General features: G+C 75.5%; 14 protein-coding genes and 1 pseudogene. 1 reads left to right on the top strand and 14 read right to left on the bottom strand.

Features of this window, described 5'->3' with window-relative positions; translation table 11 throughout:
- Nucleotides 1-71: 71 nt before the first annotated feature.
- Nucleotides 72-485 (bottom strand): hypothetical protein, encoded by a 414-nt coding sequence (locus tag HCJ92_RS24905; RefSeq protein ID WP_245240804.1) that lies wholly within the window; start codon nucleotides 483-485, stop codon nucleotides 72-74.
- A 9-nt stretch (nucleotides 486-494) separates the two neighbouring features.
- On the bottom strand, nucleotides 495-1706 hold the full coding sequence (locus HCJ92_RS11830; RefSeq protein WP_167933476.1) for an amidohydrolase: 1212 nt from the start codon (nucleotides 1704-1706) through the stop codon (nucleotides 495-497).
- A 252-nt stretch (nucleotides 1707-1958) separates the two neighbouring features.
- Between HCJ92_RS11830 and HCJ92_RS11835 the strand changes: the two genes are divergently transcribed.
- Complete coding sequence (locus tag HCJ92_RS11835) at nucleotides 1959-2135, top strand: thiazolylpeptide-type bacteriocin (RefSeq protein ID WP_167933477.1); 177 nt, start codon at nucleotides 1959-1961, stop codon at nucleotides 2133-2135.
- 153 nt (nucleotides 2136-2288) lie between these two features.
- On the opposite strand, the gene HCJ92_RS11840 is transcribed toward HCJ92_RS11835, so the two are convergent.
- From HCJ92_RS11840 to HCJ92_RS11895, 12 genes and pseudogenes are all read right to left on the bottom strand, one after another.
- Nucleotides 2289-2984, bottom strand: a complete 696-nt coding sequence (locus tag HCJ92_RS11840; RefSeq protein ID WP_167933478.1) for a family 16 glycosylhydrolase — start codon at nucleotides 2982-2984, stop codon at nucleotides 2289-2291.
- Between the two features lie 431 nt (nucleotides 2985-3415).
- On the bottom strand, nucleotides 3416-3901 hold the full coding sequence (locus HCJ92_RS11845) for a hypothetical protein (protein WP_167933479.1): 486 nt from the start codon (nucleotides 3899-3901) through the stop codon (nucleotides 3416-3418).
- 136 nt (nucleotides 3902-4037) lie between these two features.
- Nucleotides 4038-6032: a TOMM precursor leader peptide-binding protein gene (locus HCJ92_RS11850; protein WP_167933480.1), complete on the bottom strand. Its 1995-nt coding sequence runs from the start codon at nucleotides 6030-6032 to the stop codon at nucleotides 4038-4040.
- Nucleotides 6029-6784, bottom strand: a complete 756-nt coding sequence (locus tag HCJ92_RS11855) for an ABC transporter permease (RefSeq protein WP_167933481.1) — start codon at nucleotides 6782-6784, stop codon at nucleotides 6029-6031. Before HCJ92_RS11855 ends, HCJ92_RS11850 begins: the two co-directional genes overlap by 4 nt.
- A gap of 130 nt (nucleotides 6785-6914) precedes the next feature.
- Nucleotides 6915-7832, bottom strand: a complete 918-nt coding sequence (locus tag HCJ92_RS11860; RefSeq protein WP_167933482.1) for an ATP-binding cassette domain-containing protein — start codon at nucleotides 7830-7832, stop codon at nucleotides 6915-6917.
- A gap of 98 nt (nucleotides 7833-7930) precedes the next feature.
- The gene (locus HCJ92_RS11865; RefSeq protein WP_167933483.1) at nucleotides 7931-9061 is read right to left on the bottom strand and encodes a peptidase M50; all 1131 of its coding nucleotides are present in this window, start codon (nucleotides 9059-9061) and stop codon (nucleotides 7931-7933) included.
- Complete coding sequence (locus HCJ92_RS11870) at nucleotides 9058-10194, bottom strand: lantibiotic dehydratase C-terminal domain-containing protein (RefSeq protein WP_167933484.1); 1137 nt, start codon at nucleotides 10192-10194, stop codon at nucleotides 9058-9060. The genes HCJ92_RS11865 and HCJ92_RS11870 overlap by 4 nt, the downstream gene beginning before the upstream one ends.
- On the bottom strand, nucleotides 10191-12953 hold the full coding sequence (locus tag HCJ92_RS11875) for a lantibiotic dehydratase (RefSeq protein WP_167933489.1): 2763 nt from the start codon (nucleotides 12951-12953) through the stop codon (nucleotides 10191-10193). Before HCJ92_RS11875 ends, HCJ92_RS11870 begins: the two co-directional genes overlap by 4 nt.
- Before the next feature lie 162 nt (nucleotides 12954-13115).
- Nucleotides 13116-14738 (bottom strand): nitroreductase family protein, encoded by a 1623-nt coding sequence (locus HCJ92_RS11880; protein WP_167933485.1) that lies wholly within the window; start codon nucleotides 14736-14738, stop codon nucleotides 13116-13118.
- A 116-nt stretch (nucleotides 14739-14854) separates the two neighbouring features.
- Nucleotides 14855-16819: a TOMM precursor leader peptide-binding protein gene (locus HCJ92_RS11885; protein ID WP_167933490.1), complete on the bottom strand. Its 1965-nt coding sequence runs from the start codon at nucleotides 16817-16819 to the stop codon at nucleotides 14855-14857.
- A 118-nt stretch (nucleotides 16820-16937) separates the two neighbouring features.
- Nucleotides 16938-19145: a TOMM precursor leader peptide-binding protein gene (locus tag HCJ92_RS11890; protein ID WP_167933486.1), complete on the bottom strand. Its 2208-nt coding sequence runs from the start codon at nucleotides 19143-19145 to the stop codon at nucleotides 16938-16940.
- A pseudogene (locus HCJ92_RS11895) lies at nucleotides 19145-20320 on the bottom strand (NB-ARC domain-containing protein); the annotation flags it as partial. The gene HCJ92_RS11890 and the pseudogene HCJ92_RS11895, both read right to left, overlap by 1 nt.

Raw genomic sequence — 20320 nt, forward strand, 5'->3', positions numbered from 1 at the left:
GCCCCCGGGGGGCGGCGGGGCGGCGAGCCGTCCCCCGGCTCCTGGCCGCGCGGGAGTCGTGTCGCGGGCCGTCAGCCGGGCGTCGGATCCTCCGTCCACCCCAGGAGAGCCCGGTCGGCGAGCACCGTGCGCAGCGCCCGCCGCGCGGCGAGACGGCCCGCCGCGCCGCTGACGGGGATGCGCAGCAGCACCCGGTCCGCGTCCACCTCGGTGCAGCGGCCCGCGTCGCCCGGCAGCAGCGCCAGCAGTCGGATGGCGGTGGACTCCCCGCCGGGCGCGGCCCTGTCCCGACGCACCACGGCCAGGTCGAGGTAGCCCCCGGGGCCGGCGGGCGCGGGCGGCGGGCCCGCCGCCCGCCCGGTGAGGTCGGTGTCCACGGCGTTCTCCTCACTCCTCGGCGCGGGGGCGGCCCCCGCGGTTCGCCCCCGGTGCCGCTCCCCCTGCCGCCACCCGGCGGCCTCCCGGCCCGCGTTCCGTGCGCTCATACCGCCGCCTCACGCCGGGAGGAGGGCACGCGCGGCGGCGGCCAGCGCCTCGATGCCCGTGGGGAGCGCCGTCCTGACGTCGGGCGCGTACTCCGGCGAGTGGTTGCCGGGCACCGGCGCCGGAACGGCGGCCACGCCGGCCGAGGACGCGGTACCGAGCATCCAGTACACCGAGCGGATGCCGGAGCGGCCGTGGAGCCCGGCCCCCGCGGCGCCGAGCAGCGGGAAGTCCTCGGTCGCCATGCCACCGGGCCAGTCCCGCATCCGGGCCGCGCCGAAGTGTGCCGCCTGCGCGGCGAAGACCGCGCGGGCGGTCGCGCCGTCCGCCATCAGTACCGGGGAGCTGCCCGTCACCGTCACCTCCGGCGGGGTCGGACAGGCGGACGCCTCGCTCTCCGCACGGACCACGCGCTCGACCGCCGCGGTGAGCCGGTCGAGCGCGTCCTCGGTGAACGCCCGGAGCGTGATGCCCAGTTCGGCGTCGTCGGGGACCACGTTGGGCTGGTCGCCGGCGTGGAGCCGACCCACCGTGAGCACCGCCTGTTCCGCAGGGTCGGTCTCGCGCGCCACCACCGCCTGGAGCCGGGTGACCACTGCCGCCGCGGCGACCACCGGGTCGACCGTCAGCTGGGGAGCGCCCGCGTGGCCGCCACGGCCGTGGAGGACGACCTCCAGCGTGCGGCTGCCCGCCAGCAGCGGACCACGGGCGTGGGCGACCGTGCCGGCGGCGATCGGGGCGCAGTGCTGCGCCAGGACGACGTCGGGCACCGGCACCCGTTCGTACAGGCCGTCGGTGAGGACGGCCCGGGCTCCGGTCAGCGACTCCTCGGCGGGCTGCCCGAGCGCCACCAGCGTCCCGGACCAGCTGTCCCGCTCCCGGGCCAGCAGGGTGACGGCGGCGGCCAGCGCGGCGAGGTGGAGGTCGTGGCCGCAGGCGTGCATCACGCCGCGGACGGTCGAGGCGTACGGCAGGCCGGTCCGCTCGGTGACGGGGAGGGCGTCGAGCTCGGCGCGCAGCAGCACGGTCGGCCCGTCGCCGTTGCGCAGCACCCCGGCGACACCGTGGCCGCCGATGCCAGTGGTGACCGAACACTCCTCGGCCGTCAGCCAGGCGGCGAACAGACCGGCGGTGCGGTGCTCGGCGCCGGAGAGTTCCGGGTGGGCGTGGAGGTCGAGATAGCGCTCGACCGCGGTCCGCAGTATGTCGGCGGGCACGGCCATGGGGGCTCCCTTCGCAGCAGGCTCTCCCCCGGTTCGATCGAGCATCCTCCTCCATCGTGCCAGGGGGACGACGGTCCGCTGACACGGACTGACAGCGGGCGGCGTCCCGGCGCGGCGGGCGGCGCGGGCCGGAGGAGAGGGAGTGTCAGCGGGGTGACAGCGGAACCGGGGCCGATGTGGCAGCGGTCACCGCTGCAATGGAGAAGCGATCAGGCCACCGGATCGGCCGGTGCCCCACTGACTGGAGACGCCATGACCCAGAAGCCCGAGCTCGCCACCCTCGCCGACGAGATCCTGGAGCTGGAGTCCGAGACCTTCGAGATCTCCGACTACTCGGACACCGCCGAGGTCGTGCTCGCCGGTTCCACCTCCTGCTCCTCCACCTCCACCTGCTCCAGCACCACCAGCACCACCTCCTGCAGCGCCTGATCCTCGCTGCTGGTCCGAGTCCGGCCGGGACGCTGCCCGGCCGGATCTCGGCATGTGCGTCGTCCCGCACGGCGGGCTCCCGATCGCCCTCACCGGCGACCGGGAGCCCGCTGCTGGTGTGTGTCGCCCCGCCGGACGGCTCCCGGGCGCGGCTCAGTTCCTGAACCAGACCCAGTCGACGGACTGGGTGAACTCCTGCTCCAGCGGCGCACTGCCGTCGACCAGCCGCGGGCCGACGGTGAGCTTCATCGGGTCCGTCGGGATGACGTCCTTGTCGCTGATGGTGTGGAGCAGTTCGCCGTCCAGGTAGAACTGGACGTACTCGGCGGTGTACTTCAACGTGCCGGTGTGCCACTCGCCGTCGTACAGGTCCACGCCGGTGTCGACGCGGATCGACCGGTAGACGCCGTGCTTGGCGCTCTCGAACCGCAGCTCGGTGTTCTCGAAGCTCTGGTCCGTGGTGTAGCCGAAGTTGATCTCGTTGAACTTGCTCATGTCCTCCTCAGGGCCGTTGTCCCAGAGGGCGAGCCCCCACCACACAGCCTGGTCGGTGGGGCGCTCCGTGAGCTTGAAACGCATGGCGAACTCGCCCTCGGTGAAACGCTCGGCCCGGTAGGACACCTTGGACCAGGACCCGAACTCGCGCGCGTCGACACCCGGGGAGAGGGTGAAGTCGGCGGTGCCGCCCTCCACGGTCGGGCAGGAGAACTCGCACTGCCACAGGTCGCGGTTGAGCGAGTCGAACGACTCGGTGTACTCCCCTGCGTTCGCCGTTGCGAACATCCAGGTGCCGAACAGGACGGCAGCGGTGAGACCGGCGACGGTCGATCGGCGGGCGGCTTTGCGCATCTGGAGCTCCTCGGTTGCGGTCCCGTCGCCCGCGCCGGGCGACGGGTGCCCCGGGCGCGCACGGCGGCGCGCCGGAACTGACGTGCGGGAACAGCCGATCGGTCGGCCCGTCGCGCGCCCCGGAGGACGGGGCGACGGACCACCCGCACGGCAGTCCCGCGCGTGGGGCTCGGTGGCGCCGCGGTCGGCCGAGCCGGCCGGGACCACCGAAGCGCACTCGAACGCCGCCCGCAGAAGGCCGACTTCACAGCCGAGCACCGCCGCACGGTCCGCCGGGGACCGGACGCCGACGCTTCGTTCCTCCTGCTCGCCCGAGTCGCGGAATGATCACGCTACCCCGGCGCACATGTGCACAGGCAACTGTTCCGGACAGTTTCGTGAGCGGGATCACCGCCGCTTCGCCCGGACGGGGGCCGGGCCGGTCAGCCGGATCAGACGGCGTCGGTGTCCGGCACCTGGAAGGACACGTACCACTCGACGCCCTGCGGGCCCCGGACCGTCAACTGCGCCTGCCCGGCGTCCGCGTCGGTGAGGCCGAGCCGGGTCAGGAAGCGGGTCACCTCCTCACGTTCGCAGGTGACGCCGACCGAGGTCAGCTGCTCCACCGCCACGGTCACCTGCTGCCGCGGCCCGTCCGAGCGGCAGGTGACGGCGAGCCAGGAGGCTCCGGCGGCCAGCGGGACCGACCCGAGGTGGTGGTCGCCGCGTTCCGGGCCCACCGCAACGGCCTCCGCCGCGCCCTGCCGTATCTCCGGCCGGTCCACGGCGTGTTGACGGGCGTCGTCCGGCACCGCCCGGCGCGAGTCCGCCGGCGCGGCGCCGGCGGATTCCGGCGAGGCTCCGGCGGCGGGCGGGGGCGGCGTCGCGGTGCATCCCGCCAGGATCGCGACCGCCGGCAGCAACGCCCCCGCACCCACCGCTCTCGTTGTTCCTGCTGTTCCTGCCGCCCTCATCCGCTGCCCCGCTCACCCGATGTCGCCCCGCCCGCGTGCGACTGCGCCGCACGCGCGCCCCCGGCGGAACCCCGCCGCGGGGCCTCGGGGCCTCACGGCGTCAGGGGAACGGGTGCGGGATGAGCCGTGCCGGTCGCCCTGCCAGGTGGTCCAGCAACCGGGGCATCCGCAGGGCGCGTTGACGACGCCAGCCGAAGTCCAGCGGCAGCAGCCCCGGCACGATCGTCGCGACGGTGTGCAGCCCCAGTCGTGCCTGCTCCGGAGTGGTCTGGTCCACGGCGATCGCGTCGAACCCGGCGCCCGCCAGCTCGTCGCGGAGCAGGTGCAGGTCGTCCACCAGGTCGCCGGTCCGCGGGCGGCGCTCCGCCCAGTCGGCGAACGCCTCGGTGAGCGGCACCGGTTCCTCGTCGGTGAGGTACTCCGGCGCGTGGGCTGCCATCCGCGGCAGCCCGTAGAGCTGCGCGTGGTCGGTGAGGTGGAGCACCCGGTCGTGGTCCTCGGCCATCGCCTCCAGTTCCGGCAGCCGGTCGGCGACCTGGAACGGCAGGTGCGCGATGTAGGTCAGCACCTCCGACAGCGCGGACTCCAGGGTCTCCAGCGGGTCGAATCCGGCGGCGGCGGCGAAGGACAGCGTGCCCGGTCCCCCGTCCCGGCGGACCGCCAGCGCGGTGACGACAGGCACCGGGAGGCCGGCGCGGCTGTCGAAGGCGCGGACGTCGTAGCCGTGGAGCGCGGCGCGGTCGAGCATCGACCGGACCGCGGGACCGGTGCCGAGCGCGGGGTCGATCCGCCGTATCGGCGACCGGCCGTACCAGGACATGAGGAACGCGTCGCGCTCGACGAGTTCGAGCAGCCCGAAGAGCGCCGCTTCCTCCGGGCAGCTGCCGGTGGCGCAGCCGTTGGAGCACTCGAAGACGAAGTTGTCGGCCTCGACCCCCGCGCCGTAGTGGACCAGCCGGGCCGGGACGAGGACGGGCCTGCCGCCGCGCAGCGAGTGCCCCCGGATCCAGGGGATCTCCCGGTCGGGATCGAAGGGGCTGAGCAGCGGGTCCGTCTCGTAGGTCTCGGGTGCGTACTCCCCGCAGGTGCGCGGGTCGAGCACCGCGTGGGCGCCCTCACGGGCGGTCAACTCTCGCAGCGAGCCGAGGACGGGCCGCGTGCCGCGCCGCCGGTGCGTGCCGGCGTAGCGCTCCAGCCCTTCGAGGTAGGCGAGCTTGCGGCTGGTGGCGTAGGCGTTGGCCTGGCCGCTCCAGGTCACGTCGTTCAACCCGGCGTAACCGCGGACGAAGTGGGAGCCGGAGACGGGGGCGGTGGTGGTGGAGGCGGGGTTGAGGTGGGTGACGGCCCCCAGCGCGCCGCAGACCGGGTTCGCCAGCGCGGCGGTGGGCAGCGCGTAGGAGTCCAGGCTCCGCAGCCGGTAGCCGTCGACGGCGGGCTTGGGTCGCGGGGTCCGCTCGGGCCAGGCTGCTTCGGCGGTGTCGGGCCGGGGTGTCACGCAGTGGGGGCAGAGCGGGTCGGGGAGCAGCGGCACGGTCACGACGGCGAGGGTGACCAGGTCGATGCGGGTGACCTGCGGCAGCTCGGGTTCGGCGGGCGGAGCGGCGAGGGGGAGCGCTCGCAGGGTGTGCCAGACGGCGTCCAGCGCGTGGTCGGTGAGGGCGGGCCAGGCGCTGCCGCCTCCGGGGTGGTGGCCGAGTTCGAGCGCCTCGCGCTCGGAGCGGCTGCGGAGTCGCTGCCAGCGCATCGCGAGGCAGCGACCGCACGCCTCGGCCGGTGGGCCGGCCGGCGACGGCGTTCCGGTCGCGGCGCCGGCGGCGGCCGGAACCCACGGGCCGAGGAGCACGGCCCGCGAGGTGAGGTGGACGCGTGCGCCGGGCCGTACGCCGGCCCACGGGTCCCCGCCGCCGAGGGTGTCGGCGGCGCCCAGCGGCACCACGGTCGGCGGCGCGGCGGCACCGAGGAGCGGCGGCCGGCCCTCCCGGGCGTGGCGCCCGGCGAGCAGCCGCTCCAGTCGCTCGCGGGCCGCCGCGAAGGGCCCGACGGTCGCGGGGTCGGCGGCCGGTGCCGGCGTGGTGTCGCTGGTGACTGCTGTCATGAGTGGTTGCTCCAGCGGAAGGTCTTGAGGGCGATGGCGCCGAACACGACGGTGAAGGCGAGGAGTCCGGCGCAGCCGACCGCGATGTCGCCCATGTCGCCGGAGCCGACGAGGGCGGCGGAGATGGCGTCGTTGAAGTAGCGCAGCGGCAGCGCCCAGGAGACCGCCTGGATCCACCCCGGCATCATGTCCATCGGGAGGAAGGAGCCGGAGAGGAACGCCATCGGGACCATCACGCAGTTGGCGATGGCGGCGACGGCCTCGGGCGTGGTGGCGATGGAGCCGACGATGACGCCCATGGTGAGGAAGGTGGTGATGCCGAGGAAGAGCACCGGCAGCGCCAGCGGCCACCCGGAGTCCAGCGTCAGGCGGAACGGCGGCAGCATCGCGACGGCGACGAACAGCACGGCCTGCACCACGCCGATGCCCAGGGCGAGGGTGTAGCGGGAGGCGAGCACCGACGGCAGCGAGGTCGGGGTCATCCGGATCAGGCGCAGCAGGTCGTCGCGGCGCCACTGCATGAGGACGAAGCCGATGCCGAAGAGCGCGGCGTTGCCCACTCCCCAGGAGAGGACGCCGGGGGCGGTGTAGCTGATGTAGGTGCGTCCGCTGTCCTCCAGTGCCTGGCCGGCGAAGATCAGGCCGAAGACGACGAGGAAGATCAGCGGGAAGGCGAAGGTGAAGAAGAGGGTGGTCTTGTCGCGGACCGAGGCCCGGTAGCCGGCCTGGCTCAGGGCCGTGTAGGCGCTCATGGGGTGCTCCGTGTGGTTCGTTCGGTCGTCGGCGGGCCGGTCGTGGCGGCCCCGAGGGGGTGCCCTGCCGCGTCCGGTGGTGTGCGGTGCCCGGTGGGGGCGGGTGCGCGGGCGGGGCGAGGGGGCGGTGTCAGGCGGTGCCGGTGAGCTGGAGGTAGACGTCCTCCAGGCTGACGGTGCGGGTCTGCACGCCCTCCAGCCCGGCGACCTTGGCGACCTCGGCGAGGGTGGTACCGGAGTCTGTGGTGACCAGCACGACCATGTCGCCGTCGGCGGTGGCGGTCTCGACACCGGGCAGGGTGCGGGCGGTCTCCAGGGGGAGGCGCGCCGCGGGGACGAGGAGGCGGGTGTTCCCGGTGCCGGCGGCGATGAGGCGGCCGGGGGTGTCGAGGGCGGTGATGCGGCCGTCGACCATGATCCCGACGCGGTCGCAGAGTTCCTGCGCCTCGTCGAGGTGGTGCGTGGTGTAGACGATGGTGCGGCCGGCGCCCTTGAGGTCGCGGAGGACCTTCCAGAGGTCGCGGCGGGCCTGGGGGTCGAGGGCGGCGGTCGGTTCGTCGAGGAAGATGAGCTCGGGTTCGTGGACCAGGGCGGAGGCGATGGCGAGCCGCTGCCGCTGGCCGCCGGAGAGGTCGTCGACGCGGACCTCGGCGTGCGCGGTGAGGCCGACGGTCTCCAGGGTGGAGCGTGCGGCGTCGGGCGCGACGCCGTAGAGCGCGGCGACGGTCTCCAGGTGCTCGCGGGCGGTGAGGCGCACGAAGAACGCCGAGGACTGTGTCTGCACGCCCAGCCGCGGCAGCAGGCTCTTCTCCCGGCGGGACGGCTGGTGGCCGAGGACCGAGACGGTGCCGGCGTCGGCCTTCCGCAACCCCTCCATGATCTCGACGAGGGTGGTCTTGCCGGCGCCGTTGGGGCCGAGCAGGCCGAAGAACTCGCCGCGCGGGACGCTGAGGGTGACGCCGTCCACGGCGTGCTTGCCGCCGTAGCTCTTACGGACGTCGGCGAGTTCGACGGCGGTGGCGCCGGCGGGGTCGGCGGTTGGTGACACGGGGTTCTCCTAGGGTTCTGCCGTCACGGGGGTGGGGCTGCGGTGGGGGTCGGTGCGGGGCCGGCGGCCCCGCACGGCGGGCGGTGGGCGGGGGGCGGTCAGGTGGCCGTCAGCAGGGCGTGGACCAGCAGGCCGCCACCGGCCGCCAGCAGGGCGAGCGAGGCGAGCACCAGCGCGACGTAGCCCCCGTAGACGCGCCGGGCCCGTGCGGGGTAGGCGGTGGCCGCCGGGTCGCGGCGGACCCTCAGCATCATCCAGGTCCGCGCCGACGCCGCCAACTGTGCCGAGCGTGTCCACTGTTCGACGATCTTGTAGCCGTCGAGCGGCGGGATCGGCAGCAGCATCATCATGGCCTGCACGACGCCGATGAGCAGCAGCGCGGCCAGCAGGTCCGCGGTGAGTCCGTCCAGCGGGGCGAGCAGCCACAGTGCGAGGAACGGCAGCAGGAACAGCAGGTTCACCACGGCGCCGGCCGCCGCCACCGCCACGCGGCGGCCGGTGGACGGCAGATGGGCGAAGTCCTCGACGGTGCAGTACATGATCACCACCGGAAGCCGCCAGCGGAGTCCGATCTCCCCGACCCGGCCGCCGGCGTGGTGGGCGGTGACCCCGTGCGCCAGCTCGTGGAGGGCGGTGGAGAGCCAGACCAGGGCGACCAGCGCGAACAGCATCGCGGGCTCGGTGAAGGTGCGGGCGGTGCCGGCGGCCACGTCGTCGAACCGCGCCGCGACGGCGGCGACCGGCGCGAGCGAGACGAGGAGCAGCAGGACGACCGCCGGGCGGCTGAGCAACGGCCGCACCGCGGCGTGCAGTCGGGCGGCGGTGCGCGGCGCGTCCGCGACCATCCGCACCGAGCCGGAGAGCACTCCGTTGCCTCGCTCCTCGGCCGGCTCCGCGGCCGGGGCGGCCGGAGCCGGGGAGCCGTCGAGCAGTCCCCGGCTGCCGAGCATGGAGAGCAGGCTGCCCCAGTGGCCGTCCCCGAGGCGCTTGCCGTAGGCGGCGGCGTAGTCGGCGCCCAACTCCTCCAGGGTGCGGGAGCCGTCCATGCGCGAGACGAGGAAGTGCTCCTTGACGCCCAGCTCGAAGGAGCGCCCGCTGTCGGGGTCCTTCACCAGGTGCACGGTGCGGGCGCCGTGGAGCACGGGGTCGCCGACGAGCAGCGTCTCCCGCAGCCGGGGCCGGTAGGCGGCGGGTCCCGCGCCTCCGGCCGTCGTGGTGGTGCCGGTCACGCCGGCTCCCCCGGGGTGCCGTCCGCCCCGGTGCCGGCGGCTCCGCGGACGGCGGGGTACTCGGTGAGGGTGCGGGCGAGCATGTGGGAGAGGTACGCCTCGTCCTGGATCGTGACGTGCAGCCGGTTGTTGGTCATGTGGAGGTAGGGGGAGAGCAGCCGGACGAGGGCGTCGTGGGGGTCGGTGACGACCTGCTCGCTCTCCTCGTGCGGCGCCCGGAAGACCAGCTTCCCCTCACGGGCGAGTCCGACCACCCGGTCGCGGAGCTCGCGGCAGTGGTCGGCCCAGCCCGCGAGGAAGGCGGGCAGCCCCCCGGTGGGGGTGCCGGGTCCGCCGGCGTCGGCCTCGGTGACGGCGGCGCGCACCCGCGTGTACCAGGCGTCGAGCTGCGGGGCGACGTCGGTGAAGCGGCGGTCGTACTCGGTGGAGCCGATGAACCCGGTGTCGGGGAACGCCCGGTGCCAGAAGTGGTAGTAGCTCTCCATGTAGTCGGCGAACGCCTCCCGGTCGGGGAGGAACGCCGCCGCCATCACGGTCATCAGCTGGGACGAGGTCCCCAGCAGCACGGTGCGCAGGTGGAGGTTCTTCGTCGCGAGGGCGTCGATCACCAGGTCGCTGGAGCGGCGGAAGTGCCATTCGGCGAGGTCGATCCCGGCGGGGCCGCCGTACTTGCCGTACTCCGGCGCGTAGGGGACCGCGCGGTGGGAGTTGTTGGGCTGGAGGTTCATCCGGCCCTCGTCGTCGGTGTACTGCTCCCGTGCGACGGTGGAGAACTCGATCTCGAAGAGCTTGTTGTAGAACTCGTTGAGGAACCCGGAGTCCACCTGGTAGAGCGCGGGCCGCTCGGCGAGGAACCGGCCCACCGCCTCCTCGGTCCGGCGGCGGACCTCGTCGGCGGCCTCGGGCCGGGCGGGGCGGATCCGCAGCCGCAGGTGGGGTCCCTCCAGCCAGTAGTTGATGAAGAAGTAGTCGGCCAACAGGCCGTCCGCCTCCAGCGAGGCGACCAGCGGGCGGACGCAGTCGAGCAGCAGCGGCCGGGGGTTGGCGGCGTAGTAGATGTGGGTGGCCTGCCACTCCCCCGGCCCGGCGGGGGCCGTGGCGGTGGCGGACGGGGCGGTGGTGGGCTCGGTCATCGGTCTCCCCCTGCGGTGTCGGTGGCGGCGGCTGCCGCGGGTGCGGTCGCGCCGGGCGCCGGCCGGGTGCGGCCGACGGTCTCCACGGCCAGTTCGGCGACGTGACGGCCCCTCCCCGAGACGGCGTGGAGGTCGGACTCGTCCGGGAGCATCTCCCGGAAGGTCACCGTGGCGTCGGCGTTCTTCAGCAGCGCCTCGAAGGCGGTCAGCGACAGCGCGCTGTCCAGGTCCAGGTACTGCGGCTTGGCGGCGGTGCCGCCGCGCGCGCCGCCTCCGGAGACGGTGGCGAAGACCCGCGCGGGCAGCCGGTGCCGCTCCCGCCAGCGCTGCCATCCGAGGAACCAGGCCGCGTCGGTGGCGTCCGCGGTCCGCAGCGGCAGCACGGCGGCGGGCGCGCTCCACGACCGGCGGGAGAGGACGACCGCGCCGTGGCGGACGCGGGGTCGCCGGGTCACGCCGTCCACCGCGGCGGAGACCGGGACGCCGCCCCAGGGGTCGACGCGCGCCATGGAGGTGGGCGAGAGCAGCAGCAGCGTGCGGGGGATCTCCGGCAGCGCCAGCGGCACCAGGTAGCCGAGGTAGACGGGGACGACCTCACGGCCCAAGCGCTGCGAGCGCAGCACCAACCTGTCCTGCTCGACGTCGTGTTCGAGAACCAGGTCCTCCAGCGGGATGCGGTACTCCTCGGGCACCGAGGAGGTCTCGCCGGGGCAGACGATCTCGTGGTCGGTGAGTCGGCCGTGGAGGTTGAGGTTGCTGGTGACGCTGCCCCCGGTGACCTCCGCGAACACCGCGCCCTCGGGCTGAAGTTCCCGCGCCTGGTCACGGAGCCGGTCGGCGAGCGGCGCCTCGGCGCCGTCGTAGCAGTGGGCGAACCGGCTGAAGGGGAAGGACAGTCCGCCGTAGGAGCGGTTGAGCACCAGCGAGGGCGCCTCCCCACCGCCTGGCTCGACGAGCTGGAGGTGGTGGCTGTAGAGGGAGAACGGCGGCGAGGCGTCGCCCAGTTCGTCCGCGACCTCCGCCAGCAGCCCCGCGTCCAGCGCGATCTCCTCCGCCTCGCCGTCGCGCGCCCACAGCTCCTTCATCCGGTCGGCGAACAGCGCACGGGCAGCGTCCAGTTGGCGCAGGCGCCGCTGCCCGAGCCAGTTCTCCTCGGGAACGTACCGGCCCTGGTCGTCGAAGGGGACCCGGCGGGAGGTCATCGATATGTACTGGTCGAAGAGGTCCTCGTGGAAGTCGTGGACCAGCTTCAGCAGGTCGGTGCAGCGCCCGCCCCGCCCGAACCGGGCGAGGAAGAAACCCAGCAGGGTGAACCGCTGCGGCAGGGTCACGTCGAACGCCGGCAGCACGCCCTCCACCGCGCGCAGCGGGCCGCCCAGCAGCGGGGACCACGCGGGGTAGGGGGTGCGGACGTCGGGGCCGACGGAGTCCTCGTACATCGTGGTCTGCGGGACCCGCGGCTCCTTCTCGCCCAGCCCCTCCTGGACGGCCCGCAGCCCGTCGCGCAGTTCCGCGAGGAGCTCGCGGCGCCGGGCCGGGCCGGCGCCGGGGAACTCCGCGAGGCAGCGGATCGGTCCGCGCAGCGCCTCGGCGGTCTCCCGCGCCCAGTCGCTTCCCAACTCGGTCAGCGCGTCGGCGAACGCCCGCAGCGGGTCGGTGTCGTGGACACCGGTGCGCAGGGTCGGGGTCTGCACCATGCCCAGGCCCAGCAGGGCGGAGAGGTACTGCTCGACCTCGTCCGCGCTCGCCCCCTCCTCGGCCGCCAGCCAGGACGCCAGCTCGCCGTACCGCAGTTCGGGGCGCTCCTCGAAGAGCCGCAGCATCTTCTCCAGGGTGCCGCTGCGCCGCAGGAAGAAGAGCCGGTCGGTGACGGTGTCGAAGGTGACGGCGGTGTCGTCGTCGCCGGCGGTGACCCAGCGGCGGACGTACCGCACCCGGTCGGCGTCGCGGCCCCAGCCGGAGGCCAGGGCGACGGGGAGGTCGGCCCGGCGGGCGGGGTCGGCCAGCACGGCGTCGGCGACCCGGTCCAGGGCGAGGACGTTGAGCCGCGGGTGGCTGGTCCACTCGCCGCCGTCGGCCCCGTCGAGGTCCAGGGTCCGCGGGTGCGGGCCGGGGGTGGCGGGGTCCGTGAACTCGCCCAGGCTGACGCCGGTGAACGTCGAGAAGGGGCTGGTCTTGCACGCCGTCCGGTACAGGTAGGAGAGCAGCGAGCGCTCCGCCTTGCGGGCGCGCTTGTCGGGTCGGGCGGGGTCGGAGCGCACGAACGCGTCGAGCTGGGCGTCGAGGGTGGGGGAGGCGAGCAGGACGCCCTTGCGCAGCCGGTCCTCACGGGCGATGCCGCGCAACTCGGCGCGTGTCCGCGCCAGTTCCTCGGCCATCAGAACGGTGCCCTCGGCCTCGCGGGCGGTGAGCCGCGCCCGGTCGGCGAGCCACTCGGCCAGCAGCGAGCCGACGTGCGGGCTGCGGGCGGTGACCAGCGCGAGGTCTGCGTCGGGGTCGCGCGGCAGCCGGTTGTTGAACACCTCGCGCCGGAGCCGGAGCAGGCGGCGGCGTTCGGTGGTGGCGGTGATGTCGGCGGCACTGCCGTCGCCCACGGGCTCGGGCTCCTCGCCGACGAGGTCGTGCAGCAGGTCGCCGAGGTCGGCGCCGGCCGCCGCCGAGCGGGCGGTCTCGGCGAGCACCTCGTCCGCCCAGCGGCGGGTGGCGGGGCAGCGCAGCCGGCCCACCGTCTCCACCGGGAGTCCGGCGACCCGGGCCATGAACGGACGGCCGACCGCCCAGGGCCGGGCCGCGGCCGACGGGTCCACGGCGGGGGGTGCTGCGGCGGGCGCGGGAGGCGCCGGGGTCGATGGCTGGGCCGGGGGCTGCGCGGGCGGCGGCGTCACGGCGGGGCTCCTTCCGGTACGGGCGGTGCGGTGGGGTCAGGCCAGGTCGTAGCGGAAGTCGGCGGGCCGTGGGCGCTCCCGGCCGACCATCATGATCAGCAGCGCGGACTCGCCGCGTTCGGCGAGCCCCAGCTCCTCGGCGTAGGAGATGTTGTCGAAGCCGAGCGCGACACCGCACCCCAGGCCCAGTGCGGCACCGGCGGTGTAGGTGGCCTGGGCGGTGGCGCCGATCAGCGCGTTGGTGAGCCGGTAGCCGCGGTCGCCGACCGCGTCGAGGACGGCGTGGGTGCGGGCGACGGGTACCAGGACGGCGCCCGCCTGCTCCAGGTTGTAGTTGGCGAGGAAGTAGTTGCGCTGGAGGAACGGCCCTCCCGCGCGGTCCACGACGCCGCGCAGGGCGGGGCCCTCGGGGTCGTGGGGGTCGTAGTGGTAGGCGCCGGGCGCGATGTCGGCCACGTGGTTGACGAAGACGTACAGCCCGGTGAGGCCGGGGCCGCCCGCCGGGGCGGCGGTGTCGCCGCCCAGTTCCGCGCCGAGGTGGGCGGCGCGCAGGGTGGCCGCCAACTCGGCTGCCGTCATGGGCCGCTGGGCGTCGAACCGGCCGAAGCTGCTGCGGCGGGAGCGCAGCGCGGTCCGCACGTCGGCGGTGAGCGGTGCGGGCTCGGGGAGGGCGACGCGGACGCCGTCGCGGTCGCGGTCGGGGGGCAGCGGCAGCGCGTCGGTGAGGTCGTCCGGTACGGGGCGGTCGGCGGCCCGGCCGGCGGTGACGCGCTGCATCGTGGTGACGTCCTCGAACCGCCTTACCGTGCGCGAGCGTTCGCTGTCGCCCGCGGTCACACCGACGCGCCCGCCGGTGGCGGGTGCGGCGGACGGCCGGTGTGCGCCGGGGCGCCACCGCAGCGGGACGACGGCGAAGACGCCCTCCTCCTCCGCCCCGACGCCCAGGAGGTCGGTGAGACGGTGCTCGTCGAACCAGAGCGCCGGCTCGATCTCCATGCCGCGCGCCCGCGCCCACAGCCGCCAGGTGGCGAGCAGGGCGCCGACGTCCATGCTGACCACGTGGAAGGTGAAGCTGTTGTACTTGAAGGCGTTCTGCCAGTACTTGACGCCCAGCACCAGGTACTGGTCGGTCTCGGGGCCGGGCGCGCGCTCGCCCAGCGCGTCGCGGACCCGGTCGCTGACGTCGCCGGTGAGCAGCCGCTGGAGGCTGTGGCGGCTGGTGGAGTAGTGGTGGACCCCGGGGGTGAGGGGGCCGGAGGCGCCGCTGACCCAGTAGACGCTCACCGGGTACAGCCCACCGCCGGAGGCGCTCCCCCGCGACCACGTCGCCATGCGGTAGTGCGGCAGCGCGGAGAGGTCGGTGTTGGCCTGCACGCCCAGCCGCCGGCCGGTGACGCCGTAGGAGTCGCGCAGCATGCCGCCGAGGGCGTCCAGGTCGAACGCGGCGCCGGGGCCGTCCAGGGGCGCGGCGGGGGCCAGCCCGTCCTGGAGCGAGGCGTCGGCCGGGTAGTCCCCGTCGGGCAGCGGGGTGGCGTCGGTCCCCCGGTAGAGCTTGCTCTTGCGGGGGCCGTCGGCCCAGTTCGGAACGAAGTCCACCGGTTCCATCGGGGTCCGCCCGCGGTTCATGATCGCGGTGGCGTAGGCGTGGGCCTCACCCATCGGGTGCTCCTTCTCGTGCGTGGCGCGGGCGGCTGCGGCTCGGGTGGCAGCGGCGGGGGCGGTGGGCGTCCCGTCACGGGGCTGCTGCCGGGCGGGCGCCCGGTCGGGTGTCGGGGTCACGGGAACGGGTGCGGAGCGGGGTTGAGGTCCTCGGGTGCAAGGTCGGTGGTGCGCAGCCCGGCCTCCCGGAGCGCGGTGCGCATCCGCGGCATGCGCAGCGCGCGCTGCCGGGACCAGCCGAAGTCGATGGGGACGAGGCCGGGGACGAGGACGCTGACGGTGTGCAGCCCGAGCCGTCGCTGCTCGGGCATCGTCTGGTCGACGACGACCACGTCGAAACCCGCGGCGGTGACGGCGTCGAGGCAGAATTGGAGGTCGGTGAGGACGTCGCCGCTCAGCGGGGGTACGGAACCGTCGCCGTAGGTCGCGGCGAGCGACCGCGCCTCGGGCCGCGGGCTGCCGGGCGCACCGATGAGGAACTCCGCGAACCGGCCCATCTGGGGCACGCCGTAGACCAGCGGGTGGTCGTGCAGGGCGGCGACCAGGTCGAAGTCGCCCGCCATGGCGTGCAGTCGGTCGGTGTCGCGTTCCAGCCGCTCGGAGAGGTTGACGGCGTCGGTGGCGATCTCGCAGAGCGCGCCGGCCATGGCTGCCTCGGGGTCGAGCCCCGCCCCGGCGCCGAAGCACATCCGGCCCGGCCCGCCGTCGAAGCGGACCGCGACACCGGTGACCACGGGTACCGGGAAGGTGAGGCGCGTGTCGAAGAACCGGGCCTCGTACCCGTACATCGCGAGCCGGTCGACCATCTCCCGGGTGGCGCGCCGCCGGGAGGTCCCGGGGTCGATCTCCGGCAGGGCCGCCTGGCCGTACCAGCTGAGCAGGAAGGCGTCGCGCTCGACGACCTCCATCAGCCCGAAGTAGATCGCCTCCTCCAGCGAACCGCCGGAGGCGCAGCCGTTGGAGCTCTCCTGCACGAACCGGTTCTCCAGGCCGGGCGTGTGGTAGTAGGTGAGGATCTGCGGGACCAGGACGGGCTGTTCGTCGCGCAGGGACCAGCCCCAGACCCAGGGGATCTCCCGGTCCGCGGCGAACGGCGGCACCTCCGGGTTGGCGGCGTGGAACTCAGGCGCGTAGAGGCCGACATCGCGCGGGTCCACCAGCGGCCGGCCGCTCCCGGAGAGGTCGGCGAGCGAGCCGCGGACGGCGGCGAACGCGCCGCGCGGACGCATCCCCGCGTACCGCTCCAGCCCCTCCAGCACCCCGACGCGGACGCTCTCGCCGTAGGTGTCGGCGTGGCCGCCCCAGAACGTCTCCCGCAGGTAGTCGCCGGAGCGCATGCTGAAGCAGCCGATGGTGGCGGAGGTGGTGGTGGAGGAGACGTCGTACACCACGGAGGGGCCCAGCGGCCCGCAGAGCGGGTTGGTCCACGGCGCGGTCGGCAGGTCGTAGGAGTCGATGTCGCGGACCCGGGAGCCGCCCGGCCGGTGGGCGGGGGCCGGGCGCAGCTCCAGCGTGGCGCGCTCCGCCGAGTCGGCCTCGGGCTCGCCGCAGCGGGGGCACTCCGGGTCGGCGACCAGCTGGTGGCGCCGGACGGCGAGCGTCGCGAGGTCCAGCAGCCAGATGTCGTCGTAGGGACCGCCCGTCGCCCCGCCGCCCGCGGGGCCGACCGTGTCGTCGCCGTCGGCGGACGGGGAGGGAGCCGACGAGGCGGCGAGCGCGCCGGCGATCAGACCGGCGAGCGCGTCCGCGGCGAACGGTGTGACGTAGGGCGAGGCGCCCACCGAGCGGGTGCCGGAGCCCAGCTCCAGCGCCTCACGCAGCGGCAGGGAGCGCACCCCCTGCCAGCGGCGCGCCAGGCAGTGGGGGCAGGCGCGGGCGCCGGGCAGCGGCCCGACGACCGCGTGCCGGCCGTAGAGGGCGACCGGCACCCCGGCGTCGGCGCCGTCGGCGCCGTCACCGGGTTCGCCGCCGTAGCCGCCGTACCGGTGGGCGCCGGGTGCGAAGGCGTCACGGACACCCAACTCCCGCACAGCGACAGCGGTCTGGGCGCAGCCGAGGGCGGACAGGGCGCGGCGCAGCATGCCGGCGAACCGGCGGCAGGTCAGGGCCGGTGAGCCTGCGGCGGCGGTGGCTCCCGGGCCGGCGGCAGGGGTGCCGGACGGCTCCGGCGCGGCGGCGCCGGTGACGCCCGCTCGGGTCTCAGTGGTCACCGTTGCCGTCCTCGGTCAGCAGCACGCGGGCGGTGTGGAGGTCGGCGGCGGCCAGGTCGGCCGGGGTGGTCGGGACGTACAGGGCGTCGCGGCCGGCGGAGCGCAGTCGCCGGAGCACCTCGGGGAAGGTCGTGGCGGGCGCGAGCACGGGCATCGCCTCGCCGACCGCCAGGACCCGGGGGTCGAGGTCGCGGGGTGGGGTCACCGCCTCCGCGTCGGCCGCGCCCTCGACCGCCAGCTGGACGGCGCCGAGGACGTCCCGCAGCGCCCCGGCGGCGGCTGCCGGCCCGTCGAGGGCGGCTGCGAGCGACCAGCGGGGCGCCCGGTCCGGGTCGGCCTCCCTCGCCAGCACCACGTGGACGCCGGTGCGGGCCGCCTCGCCGAGGTCGAGCAGTTCCACGGTGGTGCCGAGGTTGACCGCGGACTTCCGGAGGAAGGTCAACTCTGCGTTCTCGACGTACAGTTCGTCGCCGAGTATCCGGACCTCGGTGGCACCGCGCAGCGCGCGCTCCAGCGCGTCGTGGGCAAGTGCGTCCAGCAGTCCGTGCCCCGCGGCCTGCCCGGCGTCGGACCCGGCCCCGCCGCCCGCGGCGGTGGCCCGGTGCAGCCGGTCGCGGTTGTGGGCGCCCAGCGGCCGGACCGCGGCCAGCGGCACCAGCGCGTCCCCGTCGCCCAGCAGCGAGGCCGCGCGTGCCCAGGCACCCACCTGCGCGGCGGTGGCACCGGTGCCCCCACCGGTGGTCAGTGCGTCCGGCAGGTGGCGGCGGCCCGGTGCTTCCGGCCGGGCAGCGGCGGGCGGGACGACGTGGTCGACGTAGCGGACCGCGGCCTCGCGCAGCGCGCGCTGCCGCGCACCGGCGAGATGGTGCACGTCGAAGGCGGGAATCCGCTGGCGCCTCCCGTGGCCGAGCGGCAGTTCGAGCACCGTCGCCTTCAACGGGGTCTGGGTCAGCGGTTCGTCGTCGAAGCGGGCGAAGACGCCCGTGTGGGGGCGGACGAGCGCCTCGGAGACGGTGGTCAGGTCGGCGACGATCTGCTCGGCGTCCCGCGCGGACTCGACGGTCGGCACCGGCGCGACCGTCAACCCGTCCGGCGCGACGACCGGCCCCGGCACGTGCGGCGGGCAGATCCCGCAGGCGGGGTGGGGGTGCACCGGTTCGGCGGTGACGTCCAGCGAGACCAGGTCCTGGATCTGCACCTGCCGGTCGGTCTCCGAGGGCAGCGCCCCGGTCGCGACCCGGAACACCTCGTACGCCAGGAGGTTGCCGACCATCGCCGCGACCGGGCCGCGCAGCGCGTCGGGGGCGGCGGCGAACGGCCCGCCCGCACCCGACTCACCGGTGGCGACCTCGCGCCAGAGGTCGGCAGCGGCGGCGGCGTCCACGGTCGCGCCCAGCCGCAGCAGCGCGCACGACCAGCACCCCGTCGAACCGGCGGTGGAGCGGGGGCCGACGACGGCGCGCTCCCCGAAGGTCCACACGGGCACGACCGTCCGGCCCGCCGGTACCCCGGCCGACAGCAGCGCGTGGACGCGCGGCGCGACGGCGGCGCCGGTCAGCAGCACCACGTCGTAGGCGTCCCAGGCGCCGGGGAAGTCGGCGGTGCCGCCGACGACGGCCACCTCGGTCGGGCACCCGGCGGCGACCAGCTCCGCGGCCTCCCCCGCCACCCGCTCGCCCGTCGCGGCCTCGGTGCCGATCACGGCGGCGCCGTTGCGCAGCAGGCTCAGCGCGCACCAGTCCGCCACCTCGCCGGTGCCCAGCACGGCGACCCGGGTGCCGCGGAACCGGGCGAACCGCCGCGCGCTGTCGTCGGCGTAATGGTCGACGTACTCGATCTGCGGCGCGAACCGCTCGGCCACCTCGGCCGGCAGCGGCTCGACGGCCGCGCCGGCGGGGCCGTCCTCCTCGGCGGGGCGGTGGTCGCGGGCGAAGTCCCGCTCCAGCAGGGAGGAGACCAGCTCCGCGACCATCGCGCGCTGCGACTCACCGAGGCCGCCGCAGATCTCGGCGAGCCGGTTCCCGCCGTCCAGGTGCGGCACGATCAGCGTCGCGAACCGGTAGGCGGTCCGGCCGGTCAGGTGGAAGCCGCCGTCGGCGTTGTGGAACAGGACACCGCCCGGGGTCTCCGTGTAGAGCACGTCCCGGCGGATCCGGGGGCGGGTGTCGGCGAGGGTCTCGAACGCGGCAGCAGCCATTACTCACACCTATCGGTCGGGCGAACGGAGTCGGGGCGTACGGGGTGGCGGCCGGGGCCGGGCGCCGTCCAGCGGGCGTAGCGGCGCAGCAGCGGGTGCATGCGGTAGGGGCCGGGCGGCCCGTCCTCCAGCAGCCCGGCGTCGGCCAGCTGCTCCAGCGCGGCCTCGGACGGGGGCGGCGGGCCGGGTGGCGGGGCGGAGTCGGGCGCGGGGGGCGGCGAGGCGTGCACCTCGGGGTCGGACGCCAGCGCCAACTGCTCGAACAGCACGCGGAGTTCCGGGGAGAGCCGTGCGAGCGCGCCGTCCAGGACGGCGCCGACGCTCATCAGGGGGTCGCCCGGGAGCGACAGGCAGGCCCGCGCGTCCTGCGACAGCCAGCGGGCGCCGTCCGCCAGCGACAGCGCGGGCCGGGTCAGGAGCCGCGCGGCGGCGACCCGCAGCGCCAGCGGGTGGTGCCCGCACCCCTCGGCCAACTCGGCGACGGCGCCCGGTTCACGGCCGGCGCGGTCGGCGCCGAGGGCTGCCGTCAGCAACCGCTCCGAGTCCGCGGGCGCCAGCGGCTGCAACCGGTGGACCGTGCCGCCGTGGGTCGCCACCAGACCGGCCAGCCCTCTCCGGCTGGTGACCAGCACCGCGCACTGAGGCCCCAACGGCAGTAGTGGGCGCACCTGTTCGGCCTCTGTCACGTCGTCCAGCACGAGCAGCAGACCGCGCGGGGCGCCGTCCGCCAGAGCTGCCGACAACTCGGCCGCCGCGTCCGCCGCGGACCGGGGCGCACCGTCGGGCAGCGTCATCGGGAGCAGCAGCCTGCCGCCGGGGAACGCCGCGTCGAGCCGGGAGGCGACCTCGCGGGCCAGCGCGGTCTTTCCCACGCCGGGCGCGCCGCAGATCAGTTCCAGTGCGGGTCCGTCCGCGGCGCCGGCCGCGGCGGCCAACCGGTCGGCGACCGTGGCGACGGCGTCCTCCCGTCCGGCGAAGGACGGCACCGGGCCGACCGGCCGCAGGGCGCCCGAGGTCGCTCCGGCGGCGCCGGTGCGCGGGTCGGGACGGGTCGGGGGGGCGGCGCCGAGCGGCCCGGGGGCCACCGACGCGGGGTGGTCGGCGAGCCGCCCGACGAGGTCGGCGGGGGCCGGACCCACCCCCGCGCCGGGCCGCGGCGGCGTGGGCAGCGGCAG

Source organism: Streptomyces spiramenti, assembly GCF_012034385.1.
GTDB lineage: Bacteria > Actinomycetota > Actinomycetes > Streptomycetales > Streptomycetaceae > Streptomyces > Streptomyces spiramenti.

What these genes read in the sequence shown, in the direction of transcription:
- HCJ92_RS11830 (WP_167933476.1), bottom strand. Translation starts at nt 1,706, where the DNA reads ATGGCCGTGCCCGCCGACATACTGCGGACCGCGGTCGAGCGCTATCTC.
- HCJ92_RS11870 (WP_167933484.1), bottom strand. Translation starts at nt 10,194, where the DNA reads ATGACCGAGCCCACCACCGCCCCGTCCGCCACCGCCACGGCCCCCGCC.
- HCJ92_RS11890 (WP_167933486.1), bottom strand. Translation starts at nt 19,145, where the DNA reads ATGGCTGCTGCCGCGTTCGAGACCCTCGCCGACACCCGCCCCCGGATC.
- HCJ92_RS11885 (WP_167933490.1), bottom strand. Translation starts at nt 16,819, where the DNA reads ATGCTGCGCCGCGCCCTGTCCGCCCTCGGCTGCGCCCAGACCGCTGTC.
- HCJ92_RS24905 (WP_245240804.1), bottom strand. Translation starts at nt 485, where the DNA reads ATGAGCGCACGGAACGCGGGCCGGGAGGCCGCCGGGTGGCGGCAGGGG.
- HCJ92_RS11840 (WP_167933478.1), bottom strand. Translation starts at nt 2,984, where the DNA reads ATGCGCAAAGCCGCCCGCCGATCGACCGTCGCCGGTCTCACCGCTGCC.
- HCJ92_RS11880 (WP_167933485.1), bottom strand. Translation starts at nt 14,738, where the DNA reads ATGGGTGAGGCCCACGCCTACGCCACCGCGATCATGAACCGCGGGCGG.
- HCJ92_RS11835 (WP_167933477.1), top strand. Translation starts at nt 1,959, where the DNA reads ATGACCCAGAAGCCCGAGCTCGCCACCCTCGCCGACGAGATCCTGGAG.
- HCJ92_RS11855 (WP_167933481.1), bottom strand. Translation starts at nt 6,784, where the DNA reads ATGAGCGCCTACACGGCCCTGAGCCAGGCCGGCTACCGGGCCTCGGTC.
- HCJ92_RS11875 (WP_167933489.1), bottom strand. Translation starts at nt 12,953, where the DNA reads ATGGCCCGGGTCGCCGGACTCCCGGTGGAGACGGTGGGCCGGCTGCGC.
- HCJ92_RS11850 (WP_167933480.1), bottom strand. Translation starts at nt 6,032, where the DNA reads ATGACAGCAGTCACCAGCGACACCACGCCGGCACCGGCCGCCGACCCC.